Source organism: Scrofimicrobium sp. R131, assembly GCF_040256745.1.
Lineage (GTDB): Bacteria > Actinomycetota > Actinomycetes > Actinomycetales > Actinomycetaceae > Scrofimicrobium > Scrofimicrobium appendicitidis.
Map to the genome: position 1 here is coordinate 321,666 of NZ_CP138335.1, position 14,990 is coordinate 336,655.

15 protein-coding genes are annotated in these 14,990 nt (G+C 64.9%); 8 read left to right on the forward strand and 7 right to left on the reverse strand.

The features are described 5' to 3' along the window. Positions 1–39: 39 nt before the first annotated feature. From SAC06_RS01595 to SAC06_RS01610, 4 genes are all read right to left on the reverse strand, one after another. Positions 40–333, reverse strand: coding sequence for a WXG100 family type VII secretion target (locus tag SAC06_RS01595; protein ID WP_350258472.1), 294 nt, complete (start codon positions 331–333; stop codon positions 40–42). A gap of 123 nt (positions 334–456) precedes the next feature. Then, positions 457–1,353 (reverse strand): hypothetical protein, encoded by an 897-nt coding sequence (locus SAC06_RS01600; RefSeq protein ID WP_350258473.1) that lies wholly within the window; start codon positions 1,351–1,353, stop codon positions 457–459. A 108-nt stretch (positions 1,354–1,461) separates the two neighbouring features. After that, positions 1,462–2,928: a HAMP domain-containing sensor histidine kinase gene (locus tag SAC06_RS01605; RefSeq protein ID WP_350258474.1), complete on the reverse strand. Its 1,467-nt coding sequence runs from the start codon at positions 2,926–2,928 to the stop codon at positions 1,462–1,464. Between the two features lie 3 nt (positions 2,929–2,931). Beyond that, positions 2,932–3,648: a response regulator transcription factor gene (locus SAC06_RS01610; RefSeq protein ID WP_350258475.1), complete on the reverse strand. Its 717-nt coding sequence runs from the start codon at positions 3,646–3,648 to the stop codon at positions 2,932–2,934. A gap of 76 nt (positions 3,649–3,724) precedes the next feature. Between SAC06_RS01610 and SAC06_RS01615 the strand changes: the two genes are divergently transcribed. Genes SAC06_RS01615 through SAC06_RS01635 form a run of 5 tightly spaced genes read left to right on the forward strand, consistent with a single transcriptional unit; the run spans position 3,725 to position 8,166 of the window. After that, on the forward strand, positions 3,725–4,537 hold the full coding sequence (locus tag SAC06_RS01615; RefSeq protein ID WP_350258476.1) for a Rossmann-like and DUF2520 domain-containing protein: 813 nt from the start codon (positions 3,725–3,727) through the stop codon (positions 4,535–4,537). After that, positions 4,530–5,411 (forward strand): pantoate--beta-alanine ligase, encoded by an 882-nt coding sequence (panC, locus tag SAC06_RS01620; protein WP_350258477.1) that lies wholly within the window; start codon positions 4,530–4,532, stop codon positions 5,409–5,411. Before SAC06_RS01615 ends, panC begins: the two co-directional genes overlap by 8 nt. Next, on the forward strand, positions 5,411–5,797 hold the full coding sequence (panD, locus tag SAC06_RS01625) for an aspartate 1-decarboxylase (protein WP_350258478.1): 387 nt from the start codon (positions 5,411–5,413) through the stop codon (positions 5,795–5,797). The genes panC and panD overlap by 1 nt, the downstream gene beginning before the upstream one ends. A 22-nt stretch (positions 5,798–5,819) precedes the next feature. Next, positions 5,820–7,379 carry a lysine--tRNA ligase gene (gene lysS / locus SAC06_RS01630; protein ID WP_350258479.1) on the forward strand — a complete coding sequence of 520 codons (1,560 nt, stop codon included), beginning with the start codon at positions 5,820–5,822 and terminating at the stop codon, positions 7,377–7,379. 4 nt (positions 7,380–7,383) lie between these two features. Continuing rightward, positions 7,384–8,166, forward strand: coding sequence for an SDR family oxidoreductase (locus tag SAC06_RS01635; protein ID WP_350258480.1), 783 nt, complete (start codon positions 7,384–7,386; stop codon positions 8,164–8,166). Here SAC06_RS01635 and SAC06_RS01640 read toward each other — a convergent pair. Beyond that, the gene (locus tag SAC06_RS01640) at positions 8,163–8,825 is read right to left on the reverse strand and encodes an ATP-binding protein (RefSeq protein WP_350258481.1); all 663 of its coding nucleotides are present in this window, start codon (positions 8,823–8,825) and stop codon (positions 8,163–8,165) included. The genes SAC06_RS01635 and SAC06_RS01640 overlap by 4 nt on opposite strands. After that, positions 8,822–9,805, reverse strand: a complete 984-nt coding sequence (locus SAC06_RS01645; RefSeq protein WP_350258482.1) for a sugar-binding transcriptional regulator — start codon at positions 9,803–9,805, stop codon at positions 8,822–8,824. The genes SAC06_RS01640 and SAC06_RS01645 overlap by 4 nt, the downstream gene beginning before the upstream one ends. Positions 9,806–9,958: 153 nt before the next feature. On the opposite strand from SAC06_RS01645, the gene SAC06_RS01650 reads away from it, so the two are divergent. The 3 genes from SAC06_RS01650 (at position 9,959) to glpK (ending at position 14,121) form a co-directional block, all read left to right on the forward strand. Further along, positions 9,959–11,641: a glycerol-3-phosphate dehydrogenase/oxidase gene (locus tag SAC06_RS01650; protein WP_350258483.1), complete on the forward strand. Its 1,683-nt coding sequence runs from the start codon at positions 9,959–9,961 to the stop codon at positions 11,639–11,641. Between the two features lie 136 nt (positions 11,642–11,777). Beyond that, positions 11,778–12,566 (forward strand): MIP/aquaporin family protein, encoded by a 789-nt coding sequence (locus tag SAC06_RS01655; protein WP_350258484.1) that lies wholly within the window; start codon positions 11,778–11,780, stop codon positions 12,564–12,566. 34 nt (positions 12,567–12,600) lie between these two features. Continuing rightward, a complete protein-coding gene (glpK, locus tag SAC06_RS01660; protein ID WP_350258485.1) occupies positions 12,601–14,121 on the forward strand; it encodes a glycerol kinase GlpK in 1,521 nt (506 codons plus the stop codon). A gap of 109 nt (positions 14,122–14,230) precedes the next feature. Here glpK and SAC06_RS01665 read toward each other — a convergent pair whose 3' ends face one another. Further along, complete coding sequence (locus tag SAC06_RS01665) at positions 14,231–14,947, reverse strand: PspA/IM30 family protein (protein WP_350258486.1); 717 nt, start codon at positions 14,945–14,947, stop codon at positions 14,231–14,233. Between the last annotated feature and the right edge of the window lie 43 nt (positions 14,948–14,990).

Sequence of the window (14,990 nt, forward strand, 5' to 3'; positions counted from 1 at the left end):
GTCAACCAGAGGGTGGTCACTTCGGTGGCCACCCTCTTGCTATCCGTGGAACAGTGCCGCCGCCGCATCCTCCGCCTCCGCGTAGGTGGTGGCCGCCTGGGCCAACTGGGTGCTGATGGCCCGCAGCGACTCTTCCACCTGCAGCTGGGTCAGCTGCCACTGTTCAATTAGCCCCTGGAAAGTTAGGGCGGCCGCCCCGCCCCAGCTGGCTTCCAACCCGCGCAGCAGGCTCATCATCTGGGCCACCTCGGACTGGATGGTCGCTGAAGACTGACTGGCGGTGGCGGCGGCGCTGGCCACCTGCCCCGAATCCACCTGATAAATTGCCATCATTGTTCCCCCGTTCTCCCGCGCCGTGCGGGTGTGGCCACTCTAGGGGGGCACTGGCCGGAAAACGAGCGGCCACAGCCGGTCCTGGGGACAACTCTGGCGGTCAGTGGTTGTGGAGAGATCCGGCTAGTGTCGCTTGCTGCGCCGGTGTGAGAACGGGTCGTCGAAGGCCTCCAGGGTGGAGGTGTCGTCGGGGTTCTGGTCCTCCGAAGGGTCAGCTGTCCGGGCAGCAGCTTTCTCAGCTGCCGGTTGGCGAACAACCGGAACGGCCTCTCGGGCGGCCCTCTCGGCCGCTCCCTTGCGGGCTGCTCGCAGTCGATCGGCAGCGCCGCGAATCAGCAGCGGGCCGGTGTCCTCGCCCCGAACCACATCGCCGGCGCCGTCCTCTTCGCCCAGCAGGGCGTTGATCTGGGAGAGCTCACCCAGCAGATTCTCGCGGACCGGCTCGGTCCACGGCGCGGCAAACGGGGTTAGGAACAGGCGGGAGCGCCCCAGGATCTTGGTTATGAAGCGCTTGCGGGCTCGCAGGTAGCGCGGGTCCTTCTCTCCGTGTGCCTCCCGGGCCAACTGATCCCGGAAGCGAGCGTAGCGCTGCGGGGTGGTCCCGATGGTGGCCAAAAGGGCATCGAACAGGATCTGAGCTTCCAGATCGTCGACGGGGAGCTTTCGTGAGCTCAGCTGTCGCACCAGCGACGCGACCCGATCCGCGGTCGGTCCAGGGACCCCGAGGGCGCGCAGTCGCTCCTCCGCGTGGATCGGTTCGACCGGCCGGGCGCTTTCCCACCCGCCCAGGGCTTCCCAGGTGTTGACGGTGGAGGTGACCAGGTAGACGGCGGCCAGTTTCAGGACGTCCGGGTCGGCGGTGACCCCGTCGAAGTCGGCCAGGCGCTCGATCACGCTGGAGAGGTACTTGACGTTGTGGGCGGTGCGTTCGGGCACGTTCCAGGCGTGGACCAGGAACTCGGCCTCGTCCTCCAGGGCGGATTCGGGAGCGTCAGCGCCCACCGCGCGCAGAGAATCCACGATGGCTCCAGTGAGCCATTGTGGGACTTGCCCAGCCATGAGTTTCTCCATCTACTCGCCAACCTGCCCTGCTATGTTAGCGCGAAAAAGAGTGGGCCATCCCCAACTTCACGCGCCGGACAGGGGAAGGAAGACGCGCACGGTCAGGCCGCCGCCCTTGCTGTCGGCCAGTTCCACCCGACCGTGGTGAGCCTCAATGATTCCCCCCACAATGGACAGCCCCAGCCCGGAACCGCCCAGTGACCGGGCGCGGGAGGTATCGGTCCGGTAGAAGCGCTCGAAGACTCGACTTCGCTCCTCCGGGCGGATTCCGGGGCCGTGATCGCGAAACTCGATTACGCCCATCTCGTCCTGTTGCCCAACCGCAATCTCGACCGGGGAGTTGGCGGGCGTGTACCGGTCAATGTTCCCGACTAGGTTCACCATCACCTGGGTTAGTTGGTCGCGATCCCCGCTGACCAGCAGGGACGGGGGCGGTTTCCGCTGGCTCAGACCCACCAGCTTGATGGTGCGGGACTGGTTCAGTGCCTCCAGGTCGGATCGGGCTTCGCGCGCGAGGCGGACCAGGTCAATCTGGGTCATCGACAGGGGACGCTTCTCGTCGATCCGTGCCAGGATCAGCAGGTCCTCCACCAGGGCTCCCATCCGAGTCGACTCCGACTCGATCCGCCCGAAGACCTCGGGGACCCGCTCCGGGGGGACCGCCCCCATCCGGTACAGCTCCCCGTAGCCGCGAATGGCCGCCAGCGGGGTCCGCAGTTCGTGCGAGGCGTCGGAGACAAACCGGCGTACTTTTTGTTCCGAGTCGTCGCGGGCGGCAAACGAACTCTCAATCTGGGCCAGCATCTGGTTCAGCGACAGGGACAGCGAGCCGACCTCGGTGGCGGGAGCCAGAGGAATGATCCGCTGGGAGTAGTCGCCGGCCGCGATTTTCCCGGCCACCGTTTCGATTTCGCGCAGGGGTCGCAGGGACTGAATCACCAGGTAGTAGCCGGCAATGCCTCCCAGCACCACAATGCCGAGGCCGGCCAGGAAGAACGACAGAGTGGTGTTCAAGATCGTGTCGGAGACGTCGATCAGGGGGAGGGCGACGGTCACGACCCCGGCGGGCTGGCTGGTGGCGGTCACCTCCATCGGAACGGCCACGGCCCGCCAGTTGGCGCCGGGGATGTCCGAGCTGACCGTGATCGGCAGGGTAATCCCGGTTTCGGTTAGGGCCACCTGCCCGATGTCCAGCAGTTCCCCGACCACCGGGGTGCCGGCCCGCAGGCGGGTCTCCTCCGTGAGGATCACCTTGGGTTGCTGCCCAATCACCTCGCGCCGAATGTAAAAGTTGGTTGGAATCTCGGTGGGGGTGCCGGTGAAGGAAGCGTTTGACACGGTGTTGGCCAGCTGCGAGGCCGAGGCCACCAACTGCTCGTCCACCTGGCGAATCAGGTGCCGCTGCAAGATGCCGATCATGATGGTTCCGACCACGGCCAAAGCGGTGGTGACGATGACGATGATCAGGAGCACCATTCGCCCGGCCAGGGGCGTTTGGGTCCAACTGCGGCGCATCCGCTCCAACAGCCCCATGGCTTATTCCGATTCGCGAATCAGGTATCCCACGCCGCGGCGAGTCTGGATCAGCTCGGGCAGATCCTCGCTCACGGCCAATTTCCGCCGCAGGTAAGAAATGTAGGACTCGACGATGGCGGCGTCCCCATCCCAGTCGTACTCCCAGACGTGGTCCAGGATCTGCATTTTCGACACCACCCGGCCCGCGTTCAGCAGCAGGTAGCGCAGCAGTTTGAACTCGGTTGGCGACAGGTCGACGGGAATCCCGGCTCGGCGGACCTCGTGGGCGTCCTCATTCATCTCGACGTCGGCCACCCGCAGGATCGAGTCGTCGTCCGGCCCGGTCTTCGTCCGGCGCAGGATCGCCCGGATCCGGGCCACCACCTCTTCCAGCCCGAAGGGCTTGGTCACGTAGTCGTCCCCACCCACGGTCAGGCCCTGGACTTTGTCGCGCATGTCGTCACGGGCGGTGAGGAACAGTACCGGAATCCGCATTCCCGCATCCCGGATCCGCCGGGTGACGGTGAATCCGTCCATGTCGGGCAGCATCACGTCCAGCACGATCAGGTCGGGGTGAAATTCTTGGGCTTCGTGGTAGGCACCGGCCCCGTCGGCAGCTTCGCGCACTTCGAATCCGGCAAACCGCAGGGACGAGGCCAGCAGGTCCCGAATGTTGGGTTCGTCATCAACCACTAGCAGGCGCGCTTCTGGCGCCGGGAGAGCGTCTCGATTAGCCATACTCACTAGTATTAGGGATGTTCCTGATAGTTTCCTGAGAGCGGCCTGAATCGGGGGGAGAGGCTACCCTGGAGGGGTGGCAGAACTGCGAGTAGGGATCATCGGGGCCGGTCGGGTGGGGCCCGCCATTGCCAGCGCCCTCCGGGGAAACGGCTACCAAATTAGCGGGATTTACGCCCGTTCCAGCGCGGGCCAGGACCGGGTCGAGGTGATGCTCCCCGGGGTCAGGCTGCTGTCGCCAATCCAGGTGGTGGACTCCTCCGACCTGGTGTTCCTGGCGGTGCCGGACCGCGAAATCGAGGTGGTGGCCGCGGAGCTGCGCGACCACTGGCGCCCCCGGCAACTGGTGGCGCACCTGTCCGGAGCCACCGACCTGAGTGTGCTGGCCCCGGCGGAGGCGGCCGGCTCGCTCACGATGAGCCTGCACCCGGCGATGACTTTCACCGGTACCTCCCTGGATGTCCACCGGTTGCAGGGGTGCCCAATTGCCGTCACCGGGGACCCGCTGGTGCGACCGGTCGGGTGGGCTATCGCCCAGGACCTGGGGGGCGTCCCCTTCGAGCTGCCCGCCCAAAACAAGGTGCACTATCACGCGGCCCTGACCCACGGCGCCAACCACCTCGTCACCGTGGTGGTCCAGGCCCAGCGGCTGCTGGCCGAGGCGGGGGTGCCGCCCGAGGCGCTGGCCCCGCTGGCCCGGGCCGCCCTCGAGGGGGCGCTCGCCGGGGGGATGGCCAACCTGACCGGGCCGGTCGCGCGCGGGGACGAGCAGACGGTGGAGAACCATTTGGCGGAACTGGCGGGGAACTCGGTGGCCGACTCGTACCGGTTCCTCAGCGACCAGACCCGCACCGAACTGATGAGATTCCGGGAGGCAGACGATGAGTGAACTGTTGGAAAGCATTTCCGCCCTGCGCCAGTGGCGCCAGCAGCCGGGAACGGTGGCCCTGGTTCCGACCATGGGGGCGCTACACGAAGGGCACCTGTCGCTGGTTCGCCAGGCCGGTGAGCTGGCTGAGCGGGTAGTCGTCTCCATCTTCGTGAACCCGACCCAGTTTGGCCCGAACGAGGATTACGCGCGCTACCCACGCACGCTGGCGGCCGACCTGGAGGCGCTGGCGGACCTGTCCGTGGATGCCGTTTTCGTGCCCAGTGCCGACGAAATGTACCCGGACCCGCCCGCCCGGGTGAGCCTGCGCGTGGGCGATTTGGGCTCTATTCTCGAGGGTGCCTCGCGCCCCGGTCACTTCGACGGCGTCTGCCAGGTGGTGGCCAAACTGTTCAACCTGGTTCAACCGCAGGTGGCCGTGTTCGGGGAGAAGGACGCCCAGCAGCTGGCCGTGATCCGCCAGCTGATCCGGGACCTCAACTTCCCGGTGGAAATCGTCGGCGCCCCGATCGTGCGCGAAAGTGACGGGTTGGCGCGGTCCAGTCGAAACGCCTACCTGTCGACCGAGGAGCGCCTGGCCGCCCCGGTCCTGTTCCGTTCCCTGGAGCAGGGCATTGCGGCCGGCAGTGCCAACGGGCGGGTGGATCCGCCCGCCGCCGTCAACCAGGTGATGCAGACGCTGGTCTCGGAGCCGCTGGTGGAACCCGAATATGCGGCCGTGGTCAATCGGGACAGCTTCGAACTGGTGGCGCTGGCCACCGTGGGGAATGTGGAGTATTTCAACCCCCCGAAAGGTGATCTGACCCTACTCGTGGCGGCTCGTTTGGGCAATACTAGACTTATCGACAATCGCCATTGGAAGGTGGAGCAGTAATGACTGAGTTTCCCGTCTATCGGGAGATGGTGTCCGGAAAGATTCATCGGGCTCGGGTGACCGGGGCCGACCTGAACTACGTCGGCTCGGTCTCAATTGACTCCGACCTGCTGGCTGCAGCCGATATCCTGCCCGGGCAAAAAGTCGACGTGGTCGATGTGACCAACGGGGCTCGCCTGACCACCTACACCATTGTGGCCCCGGCCGGCTCCGGCACCGTGCAGCTGAACGGCGCCGCCGCCCACCTGATCCACCAGGGCGACATCGTCATCATCATCGCCTACGCGCACCTACCTGAGGAACTGGCCCGCACCCGCGAACCCCGCGTGGTCCTGGTGGATGCGAACAATCGCCAGGTAGAAGTAGGTCACGATCTGGGCCGGTAGAAAAACCGGTTACGATGGTGGGGTGAGCACTAACGAGAATCAACCAGCTGTCGATCCCGCCCTTGCTGACGCTCCGGAGCAGTTCCGCGTCCGCAGTGCCAAGCGTCAACGTCTGCTAGCCGCGGGCATCAACCCGTACCCGGTGGAGGTGCCGATCACCGCCACCATTGCTGAGCTGCGCGACAAATACGCGGGCCTGGAGGCCGGCGAGGAGACGCAGGACTACTACGGCGTGGCCGGACGGGTCGTGCTGGCCCGCAACTCCGGGAAGCTGTGCTTTGCCACCCTGCAGGACGGGGCCGGCAATCGGCTGCAGGTGATGCTCTCCGCCCGCGAGGTGGGGGTGGAGTCGCTGACCCAGTACAAGGCGGACGTAGACCTGGGCGATCACCTGTTTGTGCACGGGAAGATGATTGCATCGCGGCGCGGGGAACTCTCAATTATGGCCGAGCCGGCAGAGGGAATCCCCGCCTGGCAGCTCGCCTCCAAGGCGCTGCGGCCCCTGCCCAAAACCTATGAGGCTGAAGACGGGACCGAGGTGAGCCTGTCCGATGACGCCCGGGTGCGCCGACGCTACCTGGACATGATCATCCGACCGGCCGCGCGCAACATGGTTCGCACCCGAGCCGCGATCGTGCGGTCCCTGCGCGAATACTTCCACGAGTCGGGCTTCATTGAGATCGAGACCCCGATGCTGCAGGTGGTCCACGGGGGCGCGGCGGCTCGCCCGTTCTCCACCCACATGAACGCCTACGACACGGAGCTGTTCCTGCGGATCGCGCCGGAACTGTTCCTGAAGCGGGCGGTCGTCGGTGGGGTAGAGAAGGTCTTCGAGATCAACCGGAACTTCCGGAACGAGGGCGCGGACTCTTCCCACAGTCCCGAGTTCACCATGCTGGAGGCCTACGAGGCTTACGGCACCTACGACTCGATGGCCCGCCGGGTCCAGGAGATGGTCCAAAAGGCGGCCCGCGACGTGTTCGGTACCGAGCAGGTGACGCTCTCCGACGGGACGGTTTACGACCTGTCCGGCCAGTGGCATTCCATTTCCCTGTACGAGTCGATCAGCGAGAAGCTGGGTCGGAAGGTCGACGCACAGACCCCGCGGGCAGAACTGCTGGCGATTGCGGCTGAACTGGGTGAGGAAATCCCCGACCACTACGTCGACGGCAAGATTGCCGAGACAATTTTCGAGGTCCTGGTGGGGGACGAGCTGTACGAACCCACCTTTGTGCGGGACTTCCCCGAGGACACTTCGCCCCTGACCCGCGGTCACCGCTCCATCCCGGGGGTGACCGAGAAGTGGGACCTGTACGTCCGCGGGTTCGAACTGGCCACCGCCTACTCCGAGCTGGTGGACCCGGTGATTCAGCGCGAACGGTTTGAAGCCCAGGCGTTGGCGGCTGCCAACGGCGACCCTGAAGCCATGGTCCTGGATGAGGACTTCCTGGAGGCGATGGAGTACGCCATGCCCCCGGCCGGTGGCATGGGGATGGGCTTGGATCGCCTGATCATGGCCCTGACCGGGGAGGGAATCCGCGAAACGATCACCTTCCCCCTGGTCAAACGACGCGAAGGATAGTCCCGTGGACCTAGGAATCTTGGGCCGAAACGCCTTTGTCTGTGCCTCTACCGGCGGAATTGGGCTGGCGGTGGCCGACGCCCTGGCGGCCGAAGGGGTCAACGTGGCTGTCACCGGGCGCCGCGCCGACGTGGCCGCCCGTGAGGCCGAGCGGATTCGCCAGGATTACCAGGTGGACGCGATCGGGCTGGGATGCGACCTGCTGGACGCGGACTCCCGCCGGGAGGCCCTCGCGCAGGCGGTGGCGGCACTGGGTCCGATCGACATCATTTTGCTGAACGGTCCGGGCCCGCGCCCGGGCGGATCTGAGGAACTGCAGCCAGTAGATGTGGTCGAGGCGGCCCGCAGCCTGATCGCCCCCCACGTCGACCTGGTCGGACAGGTTCTGCCTGGAATGAAGGAACGCGGGTGGGGGCGAATCATCGCGATCGGCTCCTACACGATGGAGCAGGCTTCCACCACCCTGTCGCTGTCCGCCATCGGACGCGCCGGCCTGCAGCGCTACCTGGGGGCCCTGGCCCGCGAGGTGGCCGCCACCGGGGTGACGGTCAATATTGTCGAGCCGGGGCTGATTTCCACTGCTCGGGTGGCGGCCCTGGACGAGGCAGCTGCCGCCCAGTCGGGGCAAACCACCGCCCAAATTAGGGCCGAGCGAGAGCGCTCAATTCCCTACGGCCGCCTCGGAAAACCGGCCGAACTTGCGGCGGCAGTGGCCTTCTTTGCCTCCGACGAGGCCCGCTACCTGACCGGGCAGTCGCTGCGCGTGGACGGCGGCCTGTACGCCTAAATCGGGGGCGGGGGAATGTGAGCCGAGGCGACAATCTCCCGAATGCGCCGGTCGGCCGCGCCCAGTGACTTAGCCGGCTCGCAGCCGTGACCGATCCAGCGCTGCACCTGCTTGGGCTCTGACAAAGCCAGCTTGAAGCCGCGCCACAGCAGGACCGGCACCGGCTTCCGGGCTTCCCCCAGGTCGCGGGCGAGCCGGAACCAGGCGTTCCGCATCGGGGAGCGGGCGATGCAGACCGCCCCCAGCAGCAGGCCCTCCTGGCGCAGCGGCTCCACCAGCAGAGAGGCGAAAATCCCCTCGACGATCACCACCTGCTGACCACCCAGGTCAAACTGTTCCATCCCGGTGCGCTGATTGGTGGGGATGTTGTAAATCGGAACCCGCGCCCGACCGGTCAAACACAGGGTGCTCAGGGCCTCCATCGCCTCGTCCTGCGCCCACGACGCCGGGTCGTCCCAGTCGATCAGCCCCCCGGCCAGGCGGGGCATCCCCTCCTCGTCATCGTTGCGATAGAAGTTGTCCAGAGAGAGGGAGGGAAACCCGAGGCGATTGGTCAGCGAAGTCTTCCCCGACCCCGACGGGCCGGTCAGGACGATCACCCGGGCCTGGGGACGAAGCGCCCCTTCCGGGAGGGGAAAGAGGGGCGGCTGCTGGGTCACTGAACGATTCTCCTTGCGGGTCGGCGTTCCAAGCGTAACTGGTTCAGCACCACCCGCGCCAAGGAGGAATCGATCACCAGGTCGGTGGCGACGCCGGAGCGGAGCGCCCCGACCAGGGGCAGCGCCTTCGAATCGCCCGCGGCCACGCACAGGCGCCGGGGGATCTTCTGAAGTTGGGCTGGGGTGGGGCCGGAGGCGCGTGCGTTCAACTTCATATCGGTCGAGCCGTCCCGGCGCAGCAGCACCGTGCAGACGTCGCCGACGACGCCGTCGCGCCGAGCCTGGTCCAGCTCCTTCTGGTCCAGGAAACCGCCGGAGTAGACGTGGCTGGGAATGGACCCGTCGAGGGAGCCAACCCCGAACAGGGCCACGTCGCAGGAGTCGATGGTCTGCAGCACCTGCTGGATCGACCGTTCGCGCCACATGGCTTCTTTGGTCGAGGCGAAGTCGAAAAACGCGGGCACCGGGAAGTTGACCATTTTCGCCCCGAGGGCTTGGGCGGCCTGGGTGATGATCGCCTGGGCGTAGGGCAGGCCCGACTCGGCCGCGTTCGAGGCGCCGTTCAGCTGAACCACCGTCAGCCCCGGCAGGTCCACCCGCGGAATGTTCTGCGCGATCATCGAGGTGGTGTTGCCCCAGGCGATCCCGAGCGTCGCCCCGGGGAACAGCATGTTGATCAGGCGCTCGGCCGCCACCGCCGAGACGTTGTGGAGCCGATTCAGGTCGGTGTCGGCCGATCCGACCGGGACCACCCAGGTGTGTACCCCGAAGGTCTCCTCGAACTTTTGCGCCAGGGTGTCGCTGGTGCCGGGCGGAGCGGTGATCGAAATGCGCACCAGGCCGACCTCGCGCGCGTAACTGAGTAGGCGGGAGACGGTGGAGCGAGAGACCCCCAGCTTGGAGGCGATCGACTCCATTTTTTGATCCTGGAGGTAGTAGAGGGTGGCGGCCTCTTGGGCCAGTTCATCACGCACGTTCACGGGATCAAGTCTGCCATGAACGGATGTGCAACCGCTACGCAACGGCGTGCAAAGCATAGATACTTTTCACATAGGTCATCATCGGCAGTCGAAGGAGACAAAGTGGCAACGCCAGTGTTATCCAAGGAATCACGTGCAGCAGCGCTAGCGGAAATGGCGAATGGCGAAGAGCTCGATGTCCTGGTAATCGGGGGTGGGGTCACCGGCGCAGGTATTGCCGTCGATGCGGCCACCCGCGGCCTGAACGTCGGCATCATCGAGGCCCAAGACTGGTCCTCGGGAACCTCGTCGCGCTCATCCAAGCTCATTCACGGCGGGCTTCGCTACCTTTATCAGCTGGACTTCAAGCTGGTCCACGAGTCCCTGCGTGAGCGCGGACTCCTGCTGATCCAAAACGCCCCCCACCTGGTCAAGGCCCAGCCGCTGCTGTGGCCGCTGAAGATCCCGGTAGTGGAGCGCACCTACTCGGCCGTGGGTGTCGGAATGTACGACGCCATCGCGCAGGCAGCCCATCCGGGTGCCGTTCCGATCCAGCGGCACCACACCAAGAAGGGCTCGCTGAAGCTGTGCCCGGCGCTGAAGGATGACGCCCTGAACGGCTCCATCGTCTACTACGATGCCCGGGTGGACGACTCCCGCCTGGTGATCACCCTGGTCCGGACTGCGGTTCGCTACGGGGCCAAGGCAGCCAGCCGCACCCAGCTAATTGAGATCCTGAAGGACAACCGCGGCCGGGTCAACGGTGCGGTGGTTGAGGATCTGGAAACCGGCGAGCGCTACACGATCAAGACCAAGGCCATCATCAACGCGACCGGCGTCTGGACCGAAAAGACGCAGGCGCTGGCCGGCACCACCGGCGGCCTGAAAGTGCTGGCTTCCAAGGGGATCCACCTGGTCATCCCCAAGGATCGGATCAAGTCCGAAGTGGGCCTGTTCCTGCGGACCGAGAAGTCGGTTCTGTTCATCATTCCTTGGAAGCGGTACTGGATCATCGGCACCACCGACACCAAGTACCACGAGAGCCTGCTGAACCCAGTCGCGGATGAGGCCGACATCGAGTACCTGCTGGAGCACGCCAACTCGGTGCTGAAGGACCCGCTGACCAAGGACGACATCATCGGCACCTACGCCGGGCTGCGGCCGCTGCTGCAGCCGGGCACCCTCGACGGGGACGCGGCCAAGTCGACCAAGGTCTCGCGGGAGCACACCGTGACCGAGGCGGCCCCCGGCCTGACCGTGATCGCGGGTGGCAAGCTCACCTCCTACCGCCAGATGGCGGAGGATGCGGTCGACTTCATGCTGGGCAAAGAGCGGGCGGCAAAGCAGCCGTGCGTCACCGGGAAGACTCCGCTGGAAGGGGCGGATGGATACCGGGCCCTGTGGGCGCGACGCGAGGCGATGGCCAGGGAAACCGGGCTGAGCGTCGACCATATCGAAGACATGCTGGACCGCTATGGAAACAATATCGATGTGATCTTCGATATGATCAAAGACACCCCCGATCTGGGAGAACCATTGGCTGAGGCACCCGAGTATTTGCGGGCTGAAGTGGCCTTTGGGGTGACCCACGAAGGGGCGCTGCACCTGGAAGACATTCTGCTGCACCGGATTCGGCTCGTTTACGAGCACCGTGATGCGGGGCTGGCAGCAATGCCCGAAGTTGCAGATATCATGGGCCACTATTTGGGTTGGGACGAGGACACCAAGGAACGCGAAATGGACCTGTACCGCCGCGCATGCGAGGCGGTCCGGGAAGCAGAACTCATTACCGATGAGTCTGCGGCGCAGGCAGTTCGCGACGAGGTGGAACCGATTCGCCCAATGTTGGACGTCTAGTATCACCCGAAGTAAACCGGGGTCGACCATCCTCTTCCGGTCGGCCCCACCCTCAGGAGGTGGCATCGTGAGTCGTAGCTGATCGCGGTGCCACCAGACCACAGCGCGATGTAGCGCGTAAGGAGAACAAAACACAGTGAATGCATTTGAGATTTTTGCATCCGAGTTTTTCGGCACGATGCTGCTGATCATCCTCGGTACAGGCGTGGTGGCCAACAACCTGCTCCCCAAGGATAAGGGCAAGGACACCGGCTTCCTCATGGTCAACTTTGGCTGGGGCCTCGCGGTCTTTGTCGGTGTCTACGGCGCTTGGAAGACCGGCGGTCACCTGAACCCCGCCGTAACCATTGCCAAGTGGGTGGCAACCTTCTACGACCCGAACGTCACCCTCAACGGTCAGCCGATGGGTTCCGAGTTCGCGGTCCCGGCCACCGCCAGCAACATTGCCCTTTACCTGGTAGCCCAGTTCCTCGGTGCCTTCATCGGCGCCATCATCATGTACCTGGCCTACAAGAAGCAGTTCGATGAGGATGCTCCGGCCGCGCACAAGCTCGGCGTCTTCTCGACCGGACCGGAAGTCCGTTCCTACGGTTGGAACCTCGTCACTGAGGCCGTCGGTACCTTCATCCTGATCGTCTTCGTCCTGGTCGCCGGGGGCACCCCGACTGCGGTCGGACCGCTGGCGGTTGCTCTGGTCATCGTCGGTATTGGCGCCTCTCTCGGTGGGCCGACCGGCTACGCCATCAACCCGGCTCGTGACCTCGGCCCCCGCATCGCGCACGCTGTGCTGCCGATCAAGGGCAAGGGCGACTCCGACTGGGGCTACTCCTGGGTGCCGGTCGTCGGCCCCATCATCGGTGCGGTTGTCGCTGTGGTCGTGACCTACGCCCTCAGCCTGTCCTCCCTGGACTTCTGGCCGCTGTAGCACACAACGAAGTGAAAGGTGAGTAAGGAAAAACATGTCTGAAGAGAAATATGTTCTCGCAATCGACCAGGGCACAACCTCGTCGCGCGCGATCATCTTCAACCACTCGGGTGAGATCGTATCCGTCGGACAGCAAGAGTTCGAGCAGATCTTCCCGAACCCCGGTTGGGTGGAACACGATCCCATTGAAATTTGGGAGTCTGTGCGCGCCGTCGTAGCTGATGCGCTGCAGAAGGCGGAGATCAACCGGCACTCGCTGGCGGCCGTCGGGATCACGAATCAGCGTGAAACCGCAGTCGTCTGGGACAAGACCACCGGTTTGCCCGTCTACAACGCCATTGTTTGGCAGGACACCCGTACCAGCAAGATCATCCGTGAACTGGCCGGTGACCAGGGTATGGATCGCTACCGGTCCAAGGTGGGCCTGAGCCTTGCCACCTACTTCTCCGGGCCGAAGGTCAAGTGGATCCTCGACAACGTGGAAGGGGCGCGGGAAAAGGCCGAGGCGGGAGACCTCCTGTTCGGCAACACCGATGCCTGGGTCCTGTGGAACATGACCGGTGGGGTCGACGGCGGCGTTCACGCCACCGACGTCACCAACGCGTCGCGGACCATGCTGATGGACCTGAAGACCCTGCAGTGGGATCCGGAAATCTGCGCGGACTTCGGCATTCCGATGTCGATGCTGCCGGAGATTCGCTCCTCCTCGGAGGTTTACGGCTACGGGCGCAAGCAGGGCCTGCTGATCGACACCCCGATCGCCGGCATCCTGGGCGACCAGCAGGCGGCCACCTTCGGCCAGGCCTGCTTCACCCCCGGGATGGCGAAGAACACCTACGGAACCGGCTGCTTCATGCTGATGAACACCGGCGAAGAGGTGGTCTTCTCCGATAACGGGCTGCTGACCACCCTCTGCTACAAGATTGGCGACCAGAAGGCCGTCTACGCGCTGGAAGGTTCGATCGCGGTGGCCGGCTCGCTGATTCAGTGGGTCCGGGACAACCTGAAGCTGATCGAGTCCGCTCCGGAAATCGAAGAGGTGGCCCTGACGGTGGAGGACAACGGTGGCGTCTACATCGTCCCCGCTTTCTCCGGCCTCTTCGCCCCGTACTGGAAGGATGATGCTCGCGGTGCGATCGTGGGCCTCACCCGCTACAACAACCGTGGTCACATTGCCCGCGCGGCCCTGGAGGCAACTGCCTTCCAGACCCGCGAGGTGCTGGACGCCATGGAAGCTGACTCCGGCGCCAAGCTTTCCGAGCTGCGCGTTGACGGCGGCATGATCGCAAACAACACCCTGATGCAGTTCCAGGCCGACGTGCTCGGCGTGGACGTGGTAGCTCCCCAGGTGGCTGAGACCACCGCGCTGGGCGCCGCCTACGCAGCCGGGATTGCGGTCGGCTACTGGGATGGGGAAGCTGACGTCATTGCCAACTGGGCCGAGGGCAAGCGCTGGAAGCCGCAGATGGACAAGACTGAGGTGGAACGCACCTACCGCCTCTGGAAGAAGGCTGTCACCCGGACGTTCGACTGGGTCGACGACGACGTGAAGTAATCGAACTGGAAAGGGCGGCTCTGCGGAGCCGCCCTTTCTACTGCCTAAATTAGGTCAAAACCAAAGTGGGGGGCGCCTCGATCAAGGCGCCCCCCACGATTGGGTAAAACTAATCCTTCTTCTTCAACGCGGCGAGGCGGGCCTCCACCTCCAGCTGAGAAGCGTCGGTCTGCAGCTCCGCAAACTGGTCCTCCAGCGAGTCCCCGGCCAGTTCCATCTGCCCCTGAACCTGGGCTTCGGCCCGGCGGATCTTCTCTTCGTAGCGGGCCAGCTCAGAGGTCGGGTCCAGGACGTTGATCGACTTGATCGCGTCGTTCACCTTCGCCTGCGCTTCGGCGGTCTTTTGCCGGGCAGCCAGCTGGTCGCGGCGGGTCTTCAGATCGGACAGACGCTCCTTCATCTGGGAGAGTCCGGCCTTCAGCTGCTCCACGGTCTGCTGCTGGGTGGCGATCTGCGGTTCGGCGGTGGCGGCTTCCTGCTCAAAGGAGATCTGCTTGCCAAGGGCCACCTTGGCCAGGCCATCCCACTTGTCGGCGCCGGCCGTGTCGCCCGAAGCGCGGCATTCCTCAGCCTTGTTCGAGGCGGCCAGGGCCTTTTGCCCCCAGTCGTTGGCGGCGGCCACGTCCGCCTCGTGATCCTTTTCGGCCAGGCGCAGATTACCGATGGTCTGGGCCACGGCCTTTTCGGCCTCCACGATTTCGTTGGTGTAGTCGCGGATCAGCTGATCAATCATTTTGGCTGGATCTTCCGCCTTGTCAATCAGGGCGTTGATATTGGCCTTAAGAAGCTGTGACACCCGGCCAAATACGGATTCTTTCTGAGCCATTGTTTCTCCTTTAATAGGTAGGTAAGTCCATCGTATCTGCCCG